The organism is Cupriavidus sp. GW822-FHT06G04, from assembly GCF_058799075.1.
This window is the reverse complement of sequence record NZ_JBXALD010000002.1, coordinates 157,277-171,609: the sequence shown is the minus strand read 5'-3', so window position 1 is coordinate 171,609 and position 14,333 is coordinate 157,277. Positions and strand designations below refer to the sequence as shown.

Annotated in this window: 16 protein-coding genes; 5 read left to right on the top strand and 11 right to left on the bottom strand. The window is 63.8% G+C overall.

What is annotated here, in order from left to right; genetic code table 11:
• The first annotated feature begins 23 nt into the window (after positions 1-23).
• On the top strand, positions 24-2,048 hold the full coding sequence (locus AC1RKI_RS04760) for a diguanylate cyclase domain-containing protein (RefSeq protein ID WP_492794695.1): 2,025 nt from the start codon (positions 24-26) through the stop codon (positions 2,046-2,048).
• Here AC1RKI_RS04760 and AC1RKI_RS04755 read toward each other — a convergent pair whose 3' ends face one another.
• The 3 genes from AC1RKI_RS04755 to AC1RKI_RS04745 form a co-directional block, all read right to left on the bottom strand.
• Positions 2,049-2,555: a DUF3318 domain-containing protein gene (locus AC1RKI_RS04755; protein WP_150981989.1), complete on the bottom strand. Its 507-nt coding sequence runs from the start codon at positions 2,553-2,555 to the stop codon at positions 2,049-2,051.
• Complete coding sequence (locus AC1RKI_RS04750; protein ID WP_061956808.1) at positions 2,552-2,929, bottom strand: phage holin family protein; 378 nt, start codon at positions 2,927-2,929, stop codon at positions 2,552-2,554. The genes AC1RKI_RS04755 and AC1RKI_RS04750 overlap by 4 nt, the downstream gene beginning before the upstream one ends.
• A 148-nt stretch (positions 2,930-3,077) precedes the next feature.
• Positions 3,078-3,395, bottom strand: coding sequence for an ElaB/YgaM/YqjD family protein (locus AC1RKI_RS04745; protein ID WP_317851307.1), 318 nt, complete (start codon positions 3,393-3,395; stop codon positions 3,078-3,080).
• Between AC1RKI_RS04745 and AC1RKI_RS04740 the strand changes: the two genes are divergently transcribed.
• Positions 3,340-3,654 (top strand): hypothetical protein, encoded by a 315-nt coding sequence (locus tag AC1RKI_RS04740; RefSeq protein WP_150981990.1) that lies wholly within the window; start codon positions 3,340-3,342, stop codon positions 3,652-3,654. The genes AC1RKI_RS04745 and AC1RKI_RS04740 overlap by 56 nt on opposite strands.
• A 26-nt stretch (positions 3,655-3,680) precedes the next feature.
• Positions 3,681-4,319 carry a peroxiredoxin gene (locus AC1RKI_RS04735; RefSeq protein ID WP_061956809.1) on the top strand — a complete coding sequence of 213 codons (639 nt, stop codon included), beginning with the start codon at positions 3,681-3,683 and terminating at the stop codon, positions 4,317-4,319.
• Between the two features lie 160 nt (positions 4,320-4,479).
• On the opposite strand, the gene AC1RKI_RS04730 is transcribed toward AC1RKI_RS04735, so the two are convergent.
• The gene (locus AC1RKI_RS04730; protein ID WP_061956810.1) at positions 4,480-5,673 is read right to left on the bottom strand and encodes an acyl-CoA dehydrogenase; all 1,194 of its coding nucleotides are present in this window, start codon (positions 5,671-5,673) and stop codon (positions 4,480-4,482) included.
• Positions 5,674-5,869: 196 nt separating this feature from the next.
• Between AC1RKI_RS04730 and AC1RKI_RS04725 the strand changes: the two genes are divergently transcribed.
• Entirely contained in the window at positions 5,870-6,691 is an 822-nt protein-coding gene (locus tag AC1RKI_RS04725; protein ID WP_227459077.1) for an IclR family transcriptional regulator, read from the top strand.
• A 57-nt stretch (positions 6,692-6,748) separates the two neighbouring features.
• Here AC1RKI_RS04725 and kynA read toward each other — a convergent pair whose 3' ends face one another.
• The 3 genes from kynA to kynB are packed head-to-tail and all read right to left on the bottom strand — an operon-like array spanning position 6,749 to position 9,596.
• On the bottom strand, positions 6,749-7,621 hold the full coding sequence (gene kynA / locus AC1RKI_RS04720; protein ID WP_492794699.1) for a tryptophan 2,3-dioxygenase: 873 nt from the start codon (positions 7,619-7,621) through the stop codon (positions 6,749-6,751).
• A gap of 12 nt (positions 7,622-7,633) precedes the next feature.
• Positions 7,634-8,890: a kynureninase gene (kynU, locus tag AC1RKI_RS04715; protein ID WP_492794701.1), complete on the bottom strand. Its 1,257-nt coding sequence runs from the start codon at positions 8,888-8,890 to the stop codon at positions 7,634-7,636.
• A gap of 55 nt (positions 8,891-8,945) precedes the next feature.
• Positions 8,946-9,596, bottom strand: a complete 651-nt coding sequence (kynB, locus tag AC1RKI_RS04710; protein ID WP_492794703.1) for an arylformamidase — start codon at positions 9,594-9,596, stop codon at positions 8,946-8,948.
• A 147-nt stretch (positions 9,597-9,743) separates the two neighbouring features.
• Between kynB and AC1RKI_RS04705 the strand changes: the two genes are divergently transcribed.
• On the top strand, positions 9,744-10,226 hold the full coding sequence (locus AC1RKI_RS04705; protein ID WP_061956815.1) for an Lrp/AsnC family transcriptional regulator: 483 nt from the start codon (positions 9,744-9,746) through the stop codon (positions 10,224-10,226).
• A 21-nt stretch (positions 10,227-10,247) separates the two neighbouring features.
• Here the strand turns inward: AC1RKI_RS04705 and AC1RKI_RS04700 are convergent, their stop codons facing one another.
• From AC1RKI_RS04700 to pdxH, 4 genes are all read right to left on the bottom strand, one after another.
• On the bottom strand, positions 10,248-10,808 hold the full coding sequence (locus AC1RKI_RS04700; protein WP_061956816.1) for a flavin reductase family protein: 561 nt from the start codon (positions 10,806-10,808) through the stop codon (positions 10,248-10,250).
• Positions 10,809-10,990: 182 nt separating this feature from the next.
• The gene (locus tag AC1RKI_RS04695) at positions 10,991-12,109 is read right to left on the bottom strand and encodes a DUF72 domain-containing protein (protein WP_492794706.1); all 1,119 of its coding nucleotides are present in this window, start codon (positions 12,107-12,109) and stop codon (positions 10,991-10,993) included.
• A 17-nt stretch (positions 12,110-12,126) separates the two neighbouring features.
• Complete coding sequence (locus AC1RKI_RS04690; RefSeq protein WP_061956818.1) at positions 12,127-13,368, bottom strand: SAM-dependent methyltransferase; 1,242 nt, start codon at positions 13,366-13,368, stop codon at positions 12,127-12,129.
• A 260-nt stretch (positions 13,369-13,628) separates the two neighbouring features.
• The gene (gene pdxH / locus AC1RKI_RS04685) at positions 13,629-14,267 is read right to left on the bottom strand and encodes a pyridoxamine 5'-phosphate oxidase (protein ID WP_061956819.1); all 639 of its coding nucleotides are present in this window, start codon (positions 14,265-14,267) and stop codon (positions 13,629-13,631) included.
• Between the last annotated feature and the right edge of the window lie 66 nt (positions 14,268-14,333).

The following is a 14,333-nucleotide window of genomic DNA, read 5'->3' as shown; positions in this document are numbered from 1 at the left end:
AAGACCGGCGCGGGAAGTCTCATATGCAGCGAGCTGGTGGTGGGAAAAGCCTGCCGGCCAATGAGCACGTGTTGCGCGTTGTCTGGCCGTTCGTTCCGGTAGTGTTGGCCTTGGCATTGTTCTGTATCGTCAGTGTCGATGTGTTGTCCGCAGCGCGCGGATTCGTCGCCGGCGAAAGTCTCTGGAGCAAGGGACAGAAAGCGGCGGTGCTGCATCTGCTGCGGTATTCCGAAAGCCGGCTCGATGCCGACTACCAGGCCTATCTTTCCGCCATCGCCGTGCCGCTCGGCGATCATGTGGCGCGCCTCGAACTTGAAAAGACCGACTACGATCGCGCCCGTGCCGTGCAGGGGTTGCGGATCGGCGGCAATCATCGCGACGACATCCCAGGCATGATTCGCCTTTATCGTCATTTCCGGAATGTGTCTGAAATCGACGAGGCGATCTCGGTCTGGGCCGCTGCCGATGTGGAGATCACCCGTCTGGAAGCGGCCGGCAAACGTCTGCGCGAACGCATTGGCGAACGCAATTGCGACGCCGCATGTGTGGCGCCGCTGCGGCGCGACGTCGTCGATATCGACGCGCTGCTCACGCCGATGGAAGCGGCTTTTTCCGATGCGCTTGGCCGGGCGTCGCGCCGCGTGCGCGGTCTGCTGACGTGGTGCGCGGTCGGGCTGGCGCTGCTGTTACTGGCGTGTGCAACGTGGTTGTCCAGGCGCGTGACGCGCAAGGAGCGACAGTTGCGTCATGCTTTGCTGGTCAGCGAGGAACGACTGCAACTGGCGGTGGCCGGCAGCACCGATGGCCTGTGGGACTGGCATCCTCACAGTGGTGAGCTGTACTTTTCGCCGCGTTGCGCGGAGATGCTCGGCTTCGGCGCCAACGAACTGCCGCACGCGCGCGAGACGCTGCTGGCGCTGATGCATCCGTCCGACGTGTCCGAGTTCGAGCGGCGACTCGAGGGCCATGTGCGCAAGGGCGCGCCATACGATATCGAAATGCGCTTGCGCAAGAAATCCGGCGGATACCTGTGGGTGAGGGCGCGCGGCCAGATGGTGCGCAGCGCGGTCGGCAAGGCCGTTCGCATGGCGGGCTCGCTGAGCGACATTTCCGATCGCAAGCGATTCGAGGCGCAGTTGTTCGCCGAAAAGGAGCGCGCACAGGTGACCTTGCATGCGATCGGCGATGCCGTAATCACCACGGACGTGTGGGGCAGGATCCAGTCGCTTAATCCCGTTGCCGAAGCCATGACAGGATGGGCGCAAGCGGAGGCCGCAGGATGTTTCCTGCAGCAGGTTTGCCGTCTTCATGACGAAGTCACGCGAGAGGCGGTGAGCGATCTGGTGCCGCGCGCGCTGGCGGGCACCTGGCCCAGTCAGGTGTCGATGCTGCTGTCACGCGGGCGGCCCGAAGGGCAGGGCGATGCCGTTGCGGATCGGGTGGCGGTGAAACCGTCGGTCGCGCTGATTCGCGACAAGGCCGGCCAGGCAATCGGAGTCGTGGTGGTCCTGCACGATGTGACGCTCGAGCGTGCACACGCGGCGCAGCTGGCGTACGAGGCCAGCCATGATGCGCTGACCGGCCTGGTCAATCGCGCGGAGTTCGAGCGCAGGCTTGGCGCGGCGCTTGGCCGGGCCAAGGTCGATGGCTGCATTCACACGTTGATGTATCTGGATCTGGACCAGTTCAAGCCCGTCAACGACACCTGTGGACATGCGGCCGGCGACGAATTGCTCTGCCAGATTGCCGAGATCATGCGCCAGCAGCTACGGCGCAGCGATACGCTGGCCCGCCTGGGCGGCGACGAATTTGCCGTATTGCTCGAACATTGCCCGACCGGTGACGGCGAACGCGTGGCGGAAGCGTTGCGCCACGCGATTGCGAATTATCGCTACACGTGCCGGGATCACGCGTTCGCAATCGGCGTCAGCATTGGGCTGGTGCGGATCGACGAGCGCACCGCGAAATTCGAGGATGCGCTGGATGCGGCCGACCGCGCGTGCTATCGCGCCAAGCGCGACGGCCGCAACCGCGTGCGTCTTGGCTGATCAGGGCTGTTGGGGCGACGGCGGCGATGGCACCAGTGGATCGCGGAAGCCGGTATTCACCGGTTTGACGACCACCACGCCGGGCGCCGGGGCGGGCCGCTGCGTGGCATGCCAGGTCTTGTAGGCCCAGTAGCCGGCGCCGGCCAGCATGCCCAGCTTCGACACCTTCCAGGCAACGCGCCCGATCGCCGTGCGGCGCAGCAAGGGCAGGGCCAGCGTGATCGCCGTGCTCAGCATGGGGTAGTCGCGGGTCACGCCAAACAGCTTGAGCCAGCCTGACGGCCGCGTCATGCGAGGCAACCACGCGCCGATATTGGTCATGCGCCGCGCGCCGCCTTTGACCTGATGCAGTGCCTGCACGGCGTCGTATCGCTCCAGCGCCGCGCGCGTGATCAGCAATTCCTTGCGCACGGCCAGGGGCAGGCGCACCTCGCGCGTGAACCGGACTGGGCGCGGATGGTCGCGACGTGGGCGATTGTCGATCGATTCGTCTTCTGGCGTGGTCATTGGCGCAGCATCTCCCGGTCTTTGTCGAGCTCCGCAAGCGTGGCTTCGAACAGCGGCGGAGCGTTGCGGACCTTGTTGCGGGCCACCAGCAGGCAGATCGCGGCGCAGATCACGTAGAACACGACGATCGCCCCGATGGCCTGCCAGCGATAGGTTTCCCAGAATAGGATGGCGATCAGCAACGTGAATGTCATCAGCGCCATGCTGAAGAACACGAGGCCGAAACAGGCCAGCAGCGCCACCTTCATCAGCCGCGCACGTTCCTCGGCCAACTCGACGCTGGCTAGCTCCAGACGTGTCTGCAGCATCGACACCACAGAACCGGTGAGGTTGCGGAGAGAGTCCAGGAACTTGGGGGAATGGGATTCGCTCATGCGGCTCCGGCGAAAAATCGATGCGCCGGCATGGGCGGCATCTGCTACGGATGGACCGGAGCGGCAGATGGGGCCGCGCCCGGTCCGTCTTGAGACTGCAAGCGCCGGCGCAGATGCGCAGCCGGCGCCGAACACGCAGTGCGACGACTTACTTGCGGTTCAACAACAGGCCGATCAGCAGGCCCACACCGGCGGCCACGCCCACGGCGCGCCACGGGTGATCGTGCACGTAGTCGTCGGTGGCACGCGCGGCGGCCTTGCTCTTGGTGACGACGGCATCCTGCAGATCCTGGGCCTTTTCCTTGGCCTGCTTCAGCAGGCCCATGCCACGCTCGCGCAGTTCGGCGGCTTTCTCGCCGGTGGTCGAGGCCGCTTGCTTAAGCAGTTCTTCGGCATCGGACAGAACGGTCTTGACATCGCTCATCAGTTTCTCCTGTTTGCGGGCGGTTGGTTCAATTGGTGACATTTTGCCTTGCGCGCACTCGCTTGTGGCGTTTCTTGTCTTCCACTTAGCATATGTGGCGGCCGGCCATCGTTTCAAGCTTGCCGATACAAAGCCATCGACATGGCAGGCAATGCATGGTGGGCGCTTGCGAACCCTTCCTGATGCCAGACTCGCAGCCTTTATGACTTCGAGTGATTTTGTCGTGACTTTATATTCGTTTGGGTTGGATGGCAATCCGACTAAGCTGGTTCGCCAGCTTACCTTTTATTACCTTCCTTAATTTTCAGTTTCTCGGAGATTTCTCTCATGGCACTGCGTCTCGGCGATATCGCCCCGGACTTCGAGCAAGAATCGAGCGAGGGCCGCATCCGGTTCCACGAATGGCTCGGCAACAACTGGGGTGTCCTGTTCTCGCACCCGGCCGACTACACCCCGGTGTGCACGACCGAACTCGGCCTGACCGCCAAGCTCAAGGAAGAATTCGGCAAGCGCAATGTCAAGGCGATTGCCCTGTCCGTAGACAGCGTGGAGTCGCACAAGGGCTGGATCCAGGACATCAACGAGACGCAATCCACCTCGGTCAACTTCCCGATCCTGGCCGATGCCGACCGCAAGGTTTCCGAGCTCTACGACATGATCCATCCGAACGCCAACGAGACGCTGACCGTGCGCTCGCTGTTCGTGATCGACCCGAAGAAGAAGGTAAGGCTGATCATTACCTACCCGGCAAGTACCGGTAGAAATTTCAATGAAGTGCTGCGTGTCATCGATTCGCTCCAGCTGACCGACAACCACAGCGTGGCCACGCCGGGCAACTGGCAGGACGGCGACGACGTGGTCATCGTGCCGTCGCTCAAGGACGAAGAGGTCATCCGCCAGAAATTCCCCAAGGGCTACAAGGCGGTGCGCCCGTACCTGCGCTTGACCCCGCAACCGAACAAGTAAGAAAAAGCCGGGCGCGGTGCTTGCGCTCCGGGCCCGGCCGAGTACGGCTTTAACGGTGTTTCAAAACGACGGGGTCGTGTCCGTCGTCTCCTTGGTAGTGTGCTTGAGCCCGGCCGACGAGCCGGGCTTTTTTCTGATGCGCGAGGTGACTCGCTGCCGATCAGAAGAACGCTTGCAGGCCAGTCTGGGCGCGGCCCAGGATCAGCGCGTGGATGTCGTGCGTGCCCTCGTAGGTGTTGACCACTTCGAGGTTGACCACGTGGCGGATCACGCCGAATTCATCCGAGATGCCGTTGCCGCCCAGCATGTCGCGCGCCACGCGGGCGATATCGAGCGACTTGCCGCACGAATTGCGCTTCATGATCGAGGTGATTTCCACCGCGGCGGTGCCTTCGTCCTTCATGCGGCCCAGTCGCAGGCAGCCTTGCAGGCCCAGCGTGATCTCGGTTTGCATGTCGGCCAGCTTCTTCTGCACCAACTGCGTGGCGGCCAGCGGGCGGCCAAACTGCTTGCGGTCCAGCGTGTACTGGCGTGCCGTATGCCAGCAGAATTCCGCCGCACCCAGCGCACCCCAGGCGATGCCGTAGCGGGCCGAATTCAGGCAGGTGAACGGGCCCTTCAGGCCGCTGACGCCGGGCATGATGTTCTCTTCGGGCACAAAAACCTGATCGAGCACGATTTCGCCGGTGATCGACGTGCGCAGGCCCACCTTGCCGTGGATGGCCGGCGCGCTCAGGCCCTTCCAGCCCTTTTCCAGGATGAAGCCGCGGATCGCTTCCTTGCCATCGTCACCCATCAGCTTCGCCCACACCACGAACACATCGGCGATCGGCGAGTTCGTGATCCACATCTTGGCGCCGCTCAGTTCGTAGCCGCCGTCGACCTTCTTGGCGCGCGTGACCATCGATCCGGGGTCCGAGCCGTGGTTGGGCTCGGTCAGGCCGAAGCAGCCGATCCATTCGCCGGTGGCCAGCTTGGGCAGGTATTTCTGCTTTTGCGCTTCGCTGCCGAATTCGAAGATCGGCACCATCACCAGCGACGACTGCACGCTCATCATCGACCGGTAGCCCGAATCGACACGCTCCACTTCACGGGCGATCAGGCCGTAGCTGACGTAGTTCAGACCCGGGCCGCCGTATTGCTCGGGAATCGTCGGGCCCAGCAGGCCCAGCTCGCCCATTTCGCGGAAGATCTCCACGTCGGTCTTTTCATTGCGGAACGACTGCAGCACGCGCGGCATCAGCTTGTCCTGGCAATAGGCGGCGGCGGCGTCACGGATCATGCGCTCGTCGTCGGTCAGTTGCTGGTCCAGCAGCAGCGGGTCGGCCCAGTGAAATTCGGCGTTGGCGGCCATGGAGGTCTCCTTCTTTGGTGGCGCGATGAAGGCGGCGAGCCTTCAATTGGTCTGGTCGATCAAAAAATCTTGGTTCCGCATTGCGGAACCTTGTTCCGATGAGCTAGTATAGCCGAACCGATTTCCGCCGCAACTGGGGATTTCGGCGTCCAGACGATTTGCGTTCGACAATCGACCACCCATCAGGAGCCGTCCCTTGGACACACCTTCCGCTTCCGCCGCCGCCAGTGTCGAGTTGGCGCCCCCGCGCGAACGTGAAAGCGATCCCAATTTCGTCACGGCGCTGGCGCGCGGGCTGGAGTTGCTGCGCTGCTTCCGCACCGGCGAGGCCATGCTGGGGAACCAGGATTTTGTCCGGCGAACCGGTTTTCCGAAAGCCACGGTGAGCCGGCTGGCCGGCACGCTGGTGCAGCTCGGTTATCTGCGCTATGACGACAGCCTCGGCAAATACGCACTCGACGCCGGCGTGCTGGCGTTGGGGTTTTCGTATCTGGCGGCGTCCGACGTGGTGGCACTGGCGCGGCCGCATATGCTGGCGTTTGCGCAAACGCATGGCGTGTCGGTGTCGCTGGGCAAGCGCGAGCGTCTCGAGGTCATCTACATGGAGTCGATCCGGAACGATGCCGGCGTGATGCTGGGACTTGGCGTCGGGTCGCGCCTGTCGCTCGTTTCCAGTTCGATGGGGCGCGCGTATCTGGCCGCGCTGCCGCCGGCCCGGCGCGAGCGTGTACTGGCCGAGTTTGCGCAGGCGTTTCCGGAGCAGTGGAAGCAGCAGGAAACGGCGATGCGCGCAGCCGTGGCGCAGGCCGAGCGCGATGGCTACGCGGCGTCGTTCCGCGACTGGCATCCGGCCATCCACGCCTGCGCGGTAGCGTTCCGGCCGGTGGGCGAAAAAGACCTGCACATGCTCAGTTGCAGCGCGTCCTATGGCGCGGTCAGCGAGCAGACGTTCCACGACAAGCTCGCCCCGGCGCTTCGGGCGCTTGGCGCGCGGCTGTCCGATCCCGGCGCGCGCTGAGGCGCGAGGCCGGCGTCGGCCGGGCGGGACTGGCGAAGGCCCGCCAGGTCCCGATTCTCAAAGATCGGTGCGCAACTTCCACAATTCCGGGAACAGCACGACGTCCAGCATCCGGCGCAGATAGCTGACGCCCTCGGTGCCTCCGGTGCCGCGCTTGAACCCGATCACGCGCTCGACGGTAGTCACATGGCGGAAACGCCATTGTCGGAAGGCGTCTTCCAGATCGACAAATTTCTCGCCGAGCTCGTACAAGTCCCAGTGCGCGGAGGGGTTGCGGTAGACCTCCAGCCACGCCGCCTCGACCGATGCGTTGTACTGCGTCGGCTGCGTCCAGTCGCGTTCCACGACTTCGGCGTCGATGCGGAAGCCGCGGCGCGCCATCAGCCGGATCGCCTCGTCATACATCGATGGCGTTTTCAGCGCCGTTTCCACCAGTTGCAGATGCTCGGCGCGATGTGCGTGCGGGCGCAGCATGGCGGCGTTCTTGTTGCCAAGAATGAATTCGATTTCCCGATACTGATACGACTGGAAGCCCGACGACGCGCCCAGATACGGACGCATCGCCGAATACTCTGGCGGCGTCATGGTGGCCAGCACGTTCCAGGCCTGAACCAACTGGTCCATGATCCGCGACACGCGCGACAGCATCTTGAAGGCGGCGGGCAACTGATCGGTCTTCACGCCTTCGCGCGCCGCGCGCAGTTCGTGCAACATCAGCTTCATCCACAACTCGGTGGTCTGATGCTGGACGATGAACAGCATCTCGTTGTGGTCCGGCGAAAGCGGATGCTGGGCGTTCAGGATCTGGTCGAGTCCCAGGTAGTCGCCATAACTCATGTCACGCGCGAAATCCATTTGCGCGCCGTGCCAGCCGTCCGCGTTTGCGTCGCCGGTGCCGTGCCCCATCGGGCATCCCTTGAATTCGCTCATGTCGCGCTCCGCTCAGGTTACCGCCGTGCGCACGCTGAAGCGCTGGTCGCAATAGGCGCCGCTGTCCAGCACGTCGCGCATGATCTCCACCGCATCCCACACTTCCGTGAAGCTGGTGTAGAGCGGCGTGAAGCCAAACCGGGCGATACCGGGCTCGCGATAGTCGCCGATCACGCCGCGCTCGATCAACGCCGCCACCAGTGCATAGCCGTCGGGATGGGCAAAGCTGACCTGACTGCCGCGCCGAGCGTGGTCGCGCGGCGTCACAAGCGTAAGCGGGTGCTGTGCGCAACGCGCCTCCACCAGTTCGATGAACAGGTCCGTCAGCTTGAGCGATTTGGTGCGCAGCGCGGCCATGCTGGTCTGCGCAAAGATGTCGAGGCCGCATTCCACCATCGCCAGCGACGTCACCGGCTGCGTGCCGCAGAGGAAGCGCGCGATGCCCTTGGCCGGCGCGTACTGCGGCGACATCGCGAATGGCGCGCCGTGGCCCCACCAGCCCGACAGCGGCTGCCAGAACTGGTCGCGCAGCGCGGGCGATACCCAGACGAATGCCGGAGAACCTGGGCCGCCGTTGAGATACTTGTACGTGCAGCCGATTGCGTAATCGGCTTGTGCCGAGCCCAGCGCGACGGGCACCGCTCCGGCCGAATGGGCCAGATCCCATACGGTCAGTGCGCCGCGTGCGTGGGCAAGCGCGGTCAGGGCGGCCATATCCAGCATTTCGCCGGTCTTGTAGTTGACGTGCGTGAGCATCAGCACGGCCGTATCCGCGCCCACGGCCGCGTCGATTTCCTCCGGACTGTTGACCAGCCGCACTTCGTAGCCGCGTTGCAGCAGATCGGCGAGACCCTGGGCGATATAAAGATCGGTCGGGAAATTGCTCGCTTCGGAGACGATAACGCGGCGCGCCGGATCGCGTTGTTGCTGCACCCGCAGTGCGGCGGCCAATACCTTGAATAGATTGATCGACGTGGTGTCGGTGACCACCACTTCGTCGTGCCCCGCGCCAATCAGCGGCGCCAGTTGGTTGCCCAGGCGCTGCGGCAGATCGAACCAGCCGGCCGTGTTCCAGCTGCGGATCAGCCCGTCGCCCCACTCGGCGTTCACCACTTCGGCGGCGCGCGCGGCGGCCGCGCGCGGGCGCGCCCCGAGCGAGTTGCCATCGAGATAGATCACGGCTTCGGGCAGGGCAAATTGGTCGCGCAGCGCGCGGAGCGGGTCGTCCCGGTCCAGCGCCTGGCAGCGTTCACGTGTCAGGTTGGTCATGCTTGTCGAATCGGTCCGTCAATCGAGATGCGGGTGGTTGGGGATGCGAATGCGTTCACGGCAGTTCGCGCAGGATCGCGCGCACCGGGCTCGCGTCCAGCGTGGCCAGGCGCAGCGGCAGGGCAATCAGTTCGTAGTCGCCAGCGGGGACGTCGTCCAGCACGATGCCTTCCAGAATCGCAAGCTGGTGATCGCGCACCGCGTGATGGGCGTCCATCGTTTTCGAGGTTTCCGGATCGAGCGATGGCGTGTCGATGCCGATCAGCTTCACGCCACGGCTGGCCAGCAAGGCGATGGTCTCGGGCGCGACGGCGCAGAACGCGCTGTCCCACGCGCCAAGTGGCGCGCGGGCGTAGGTGCGCAGCAGCACGCGAGCCGGGACGTCCTGCAATGCGTGTTCGATGTGGCGCGGCGCCACGCGCGGCGCCGCACCGATGCAATGGATCACGCGGCATGCTCCGATATACGCATCGAGCGGCACGTCGCCGATCGGCGCGCCGTTGGCGCTGTAATGCAGCGGCGCGTCCGCGTGCGCGCCCGTGTGTGGCGACATCGTGATACGGCCCACGTTGACCGGGCATTGATCGTCGAGCTGCCAGGCGGGCTCATGGCGAAACGGCGTGTCGCCAGGCCAGACCGGCGTGGCGTCGGAAACCGGCGGCGTGATGTCCCACATGCGGCGGGAATCGTTGGGGGCGTGGGTCATGGTGTCTCGGAGGCGTTTCTGATGACGCGGGGCGTGCCGGAATCATAGTCAAAACCTGCGAGAAGAGGCTTGCGAAATCGCTCGGGTTTGAGTGCGAATTTCGCATAGAATTGTGCGATAAGAACCAAAAACCGTGGATTATTCGAAATGACGCTCGATCCGATCGATTTACGGATACTGACTGCCCTGCAGGAGAACGGACGCATCAGCAATCAGGACCTGGCCGATCGCGTTGCGCTGTCGCCGTCGGCATGCTTGCGCCGTGTGCGGTTACTCGAAGAAAGTGGCGTGATCGGCGGCTATCGCGCGTGGTTCGATGCAGAAAAGCTCGGATTGGAGATCGAGGCGATCGTGCAGGTGTCGATGCGGCACGATGTGGAAGGCTGGCACGACACGTTTAACGCCGTGGTGCAGACCTGGCCGGAAGTGCTGACCGCGTATGTGATTACCGGCGACAGCAACTACATCCTGCGCGTGCAGGCGCGCAACCTGAAGCACTACTCGGACTTCATCGTGAATCGGCTCTACCGGACGCCTGGCGTGATGGATATTCGTTCCAACATCGTGTTACAGCGGATCAAGACGGGTGGGTCGCCGCTGGCAATCGTCAAGGATGACGGGGCATCCTAAAGCGCGGGCCGCTGTTTGGAATCAGCAGCCGAGCGGGCCGAGCGTCGAAAATTGTGCGCCCTGGAACACAAGGGGCTGGCCGCCGGCATCGAGAATGCCGCAGCGTTCCACTTCGCCGACGAAGATGATGTGATCGCCCTCGTCATAACGGCTGCGATTGTGGCATTCGAACCAGGCCAGCGCGTTGGACAGGATGGGCAGGCCGGTTTCGGACAGACGGTAGTCGACGCCGGCAAAGCGGTCGCCCTTGAGGGAGGCAAAGCGCTGGCACAGGTCCAGTTGGGACGCCGCCAGCACATTGATGATGTAATGCGACCCATCGCGGAACATCGGCAAGCTGTTGGCGCGCGTCGCCATGCTCCACAACACCAGAGGCGGGTCCAGCGATACCGAGTTGAACGAACTGGCCGTAATGCCGACAAATGGCGCGCCGTGCGCATGCGGATGGCCCGCCGCGCGCGTCGTGATCACCGTGACGCCGGTGGCAAACTGCGACAACGCGCGCTTGAAATGCTGGCTGTCGAAATCGGGGGCGGCGGCCTTGCGACCCGTCACGGGGGCGTCGGCCTCGGGCATGCCCATGTCTCGGGCTCCACACAAATCCATGATCTTCATATCGGGGTAGCCGGCGCGCATTCAACACGCACAAGCTAATCCGCGTGGCCGGGGTTTTCGGTGGCCCGCCGTACAAAACTTGCACGAAGCGCGCCGGAAGCAATTTCCGCGATTGTAGCGGACTGGGGACAAAGCCCTGCGACGTGCTTTTATGCCGCTAGGGTCATTTTGGCTGCACCGTCCTGCATCGCCGGCGAAGCGTCGAGCCTTTCGACGATGGCCGTCGCCAGCCGGGCGATACTGAGCGGCGCGCAGCCTTCGGCATTGTTGCTGACGATCACGTAGGCAGACTGGCCTGTGCGCAGCGTCCGGACCACGACATCGGCAATCGCGTCGCGGGTTGGCGCGTCCTCGTCGACCAGTTTGTCGAATGGCGCGTACGCTTTTTCGGCCATCGCATAGGAACGGCCTTCGCGCAGCATCCACCGCAACACCAGCGGCCCCGGCGCGCCGTCGTCCATCAACGCCTGGGCTTGCGCCTGCCGCGGCACCGGCGGGAGGCGGTCGCGCGCGGCCAGGCAAAAACGCACCCCGCGGTCGCGCAGCAAGCGGATATAGCGTGGCGTCAGCAATGCGGGATCGCGGATTTCCACGGCATAGCACGCGTGCGGCGTGAGTGCGCGATCGAGCGGCGGCAACGCGGCCAGAAACGCATCGAGGCGGGCGAGGAAGGCCGGTCCGTCGTCGGCCACGCTTTGCAACGGCGACAGCTGGAACAGCAGTGGCCCGCAACGCTGCCCCAATCCGCTGGTCGCGGGGACAATGAAATCGCGGATGGCGATTTCCGCATCCAGAAACGCCGCATTGGGCAATCGGCCCGCGCCGTCCGCACTGCGCAGCCATGCATCGCAGACGCTGGCCGGCGCCTTGACCAGAAAGCGGAACCCTTCGGGCACCTGCGCCGCATAGCTCATGTAGTCGTTAAGCGGTATCGGGCCATAGAAGCCGCGATCGATACCGGCCGCGCGAATCAGCGGATGCTGCGCGCAAGCCTGCAAGCCTTTGCGCGACAGCAGGCTTTCGGTGTACTGGCCGTCGTAGACCAGCCCATGCCAGCCGGGATACGACCACGACGAGGTGCCGAAATACAGGTTGTGCGGCAGTAGATCGCCCAGCGCGCGCAGCGCGGCGTCGGCCGTCCAGGGCTGGACGCTCTTGCCAACGGGCTTTTTCTTTCCGGATTCCTTTGCCGTCGCGAGTGCGGGGGATACGTTCGGCGATACCGGCGTGTCGCCGGGATCGCCGAAGAGATCGAGATTTTCAGTCAAACGTCAAACTTCAAATTTCAAACCGCTTTTCCAATCGGGGAAGCGTAAATATAACGCCGCGAAATCGGGAACGTCTCGGCGCTACGCCCGGCCTTCTGGCATACCACCTGATGCAACGACATCTGTCCCGTGGTGAAGGCATGGCCGCAACCGGCCAGATACACGCGCCAGATGCGGTATTTCTTCTCACCGACCATCGCGCGAATGGTTTCCGCATTGGTCTCGAAATTATCGGCCCAATGGCGCAAGGTCTGCGCGTAGTGCCGCCGCAGCATTTCCACGTCGAACGCTTCCAGGCCGCCTTGCTGCATCGTGTTCAGCACCATGCTGATATGCGGCAGTTCGCCCTGCGGGAAAACGTAGCGATCCATGAAACCGGAGCCGTCCATCGGCACTTCGCCGCTGTTGGGGTCGGTGGCCGTGATGCCATGATTCATGGCGACGCCATCGTCCTTGAGCAGGTCGCGGATCCGCCCGAAATAGCCGGGCAGGTTTTCCTTGCCGACGTGTTCGAACATGCCGACGCTGGTGATGCGATCGAATTGCCCCTGTACGTCGCGATAGTCCTGCAGGCGGATCTCGATGCGATCCTGCAAGCCTGCGGCCTTGACGCGTTCGGTGGCCATATCGAACTGGTTTTGGGAAAGCGTGATGCCCACGCATTTCGCGCCGAATTTTTGCGCCGCGCGAATAACCAGCGCGCCCCAGCCGCAGCCGATATCGAGCAGCGTATGCCCGGGCTGCACACGGATTTTGGTCAGGATGTGATCGATCTTCTTGAGCTGCGCAGTCGCGAGGTCTTCGTTGCCTTCCTCGAAGTACGCGCAGGAGTACACCATGCGCGGATCGAGCCACAGCTTGTAGAAGTCATTCGACACGTCATAGTGATACTGGATCGATGCCTTGTCCTCGGCCTTGGTGTGGGTGAAGCGCTGCGCCACTTTCGCCAGCGCTCCGCCGGCGCTACGCGCGGCCGCGGCGGAAAATCCGTAGCCCACCTTGATGATGTCGGCCAGGCGGCCGTCGAGGTCGATCTTTTCCTGGACGTAGGCTTCCCCGAGATTGTCCAGGCTGGGCACCAGCAGCAGGGGCAGGGCGGACGCCTCGCGCACCGTCAGCGTAACGTCCGGCTTATCGAAATGGCCCAACTGGTATTCGCTGCCGTTCCAGAGGCGGAGCTTGACCGGCAGGTTGGCGTGCTCGCGCACGTCCGAAATCCAGCTATCGAGCTGCTTGTCGAGTGCTTGCTTGAAAAACATGCGGCTTTCTCCCGATTGGTTGGTTATCCCTCTCGAACGAAATGCCCCACGGTCGGCTGCGCCAACTGCGCATGAAAGCGAACGCAGCGCTGGCAATGGGGGGCCGCACCGGTGCATCGCCAGTGCGGCGGCTCATAAACTTTACGCCAAATCGCGAGATTGTGCAGTGCGGGTCCCTGCCTGCGGGATACCTGTCGCCTCGGGCAGACATTGCGCAAACAGCCGTTGGGCCTTGCGCCTAACGGCCGCCGCGCGCGCTGTCAGGGCGACAGCCGTACGATCTTCCAGCTCCCGTCGGCCTCTTGACGGTACGCGATGCGGTCATGCAGGCGCGACGGACGCCCCTGCCAGAATTCGATCCACGTGGGCCGGATCCGATACCCGCCCCAGTGCGGCGGGCGCGGCGGATTCTCGCCAAACTTGTTGCGGAAGTCGGCCTCGCGGGCTTCCAGCACATCGCGGCTGGCGACTTCGCGGCTCTGCTCCGACGCCCATGCGCCCAGGCGCGACCCGAGCGGGCGCGATGCGTAATAGGCGTCGCTCTCGGCGACGTCGACTTTCTCCACCACGCCTTCCACGCGCACCTGGCGTTCGAGCTGCACCCAGTGGAACAGCAGCGCGGCGCGCGGATTGGCCTCGAGGTCCAGACCCTTGCGGCTTTCGTAATTGGTGAAGAAAGTGAAACCGTTTTCGTCCATGCCCTTGAGCAGCACGATGCGGGCGGATGGCTGGCCATTGGCGTCGACCGTGGCCAGCGTCATCGCGTTAGGTTCGGGCAGCTTGGCCTGCAGGGCCTCGTCGAACCACGCCTGAAACTGGCGGATCGGATCGGCGGCTACGTCGGATTCGGAAAGTGCGCTCAGCATGTAGTTGCGGCGCAGGTCAGCGAGTTGGGTCATGTCGCGTGTCGAAGTGTCCGGCCCGCATGGACATCACGCGGGCGAGGGTATTTCGAGTATAGCGAA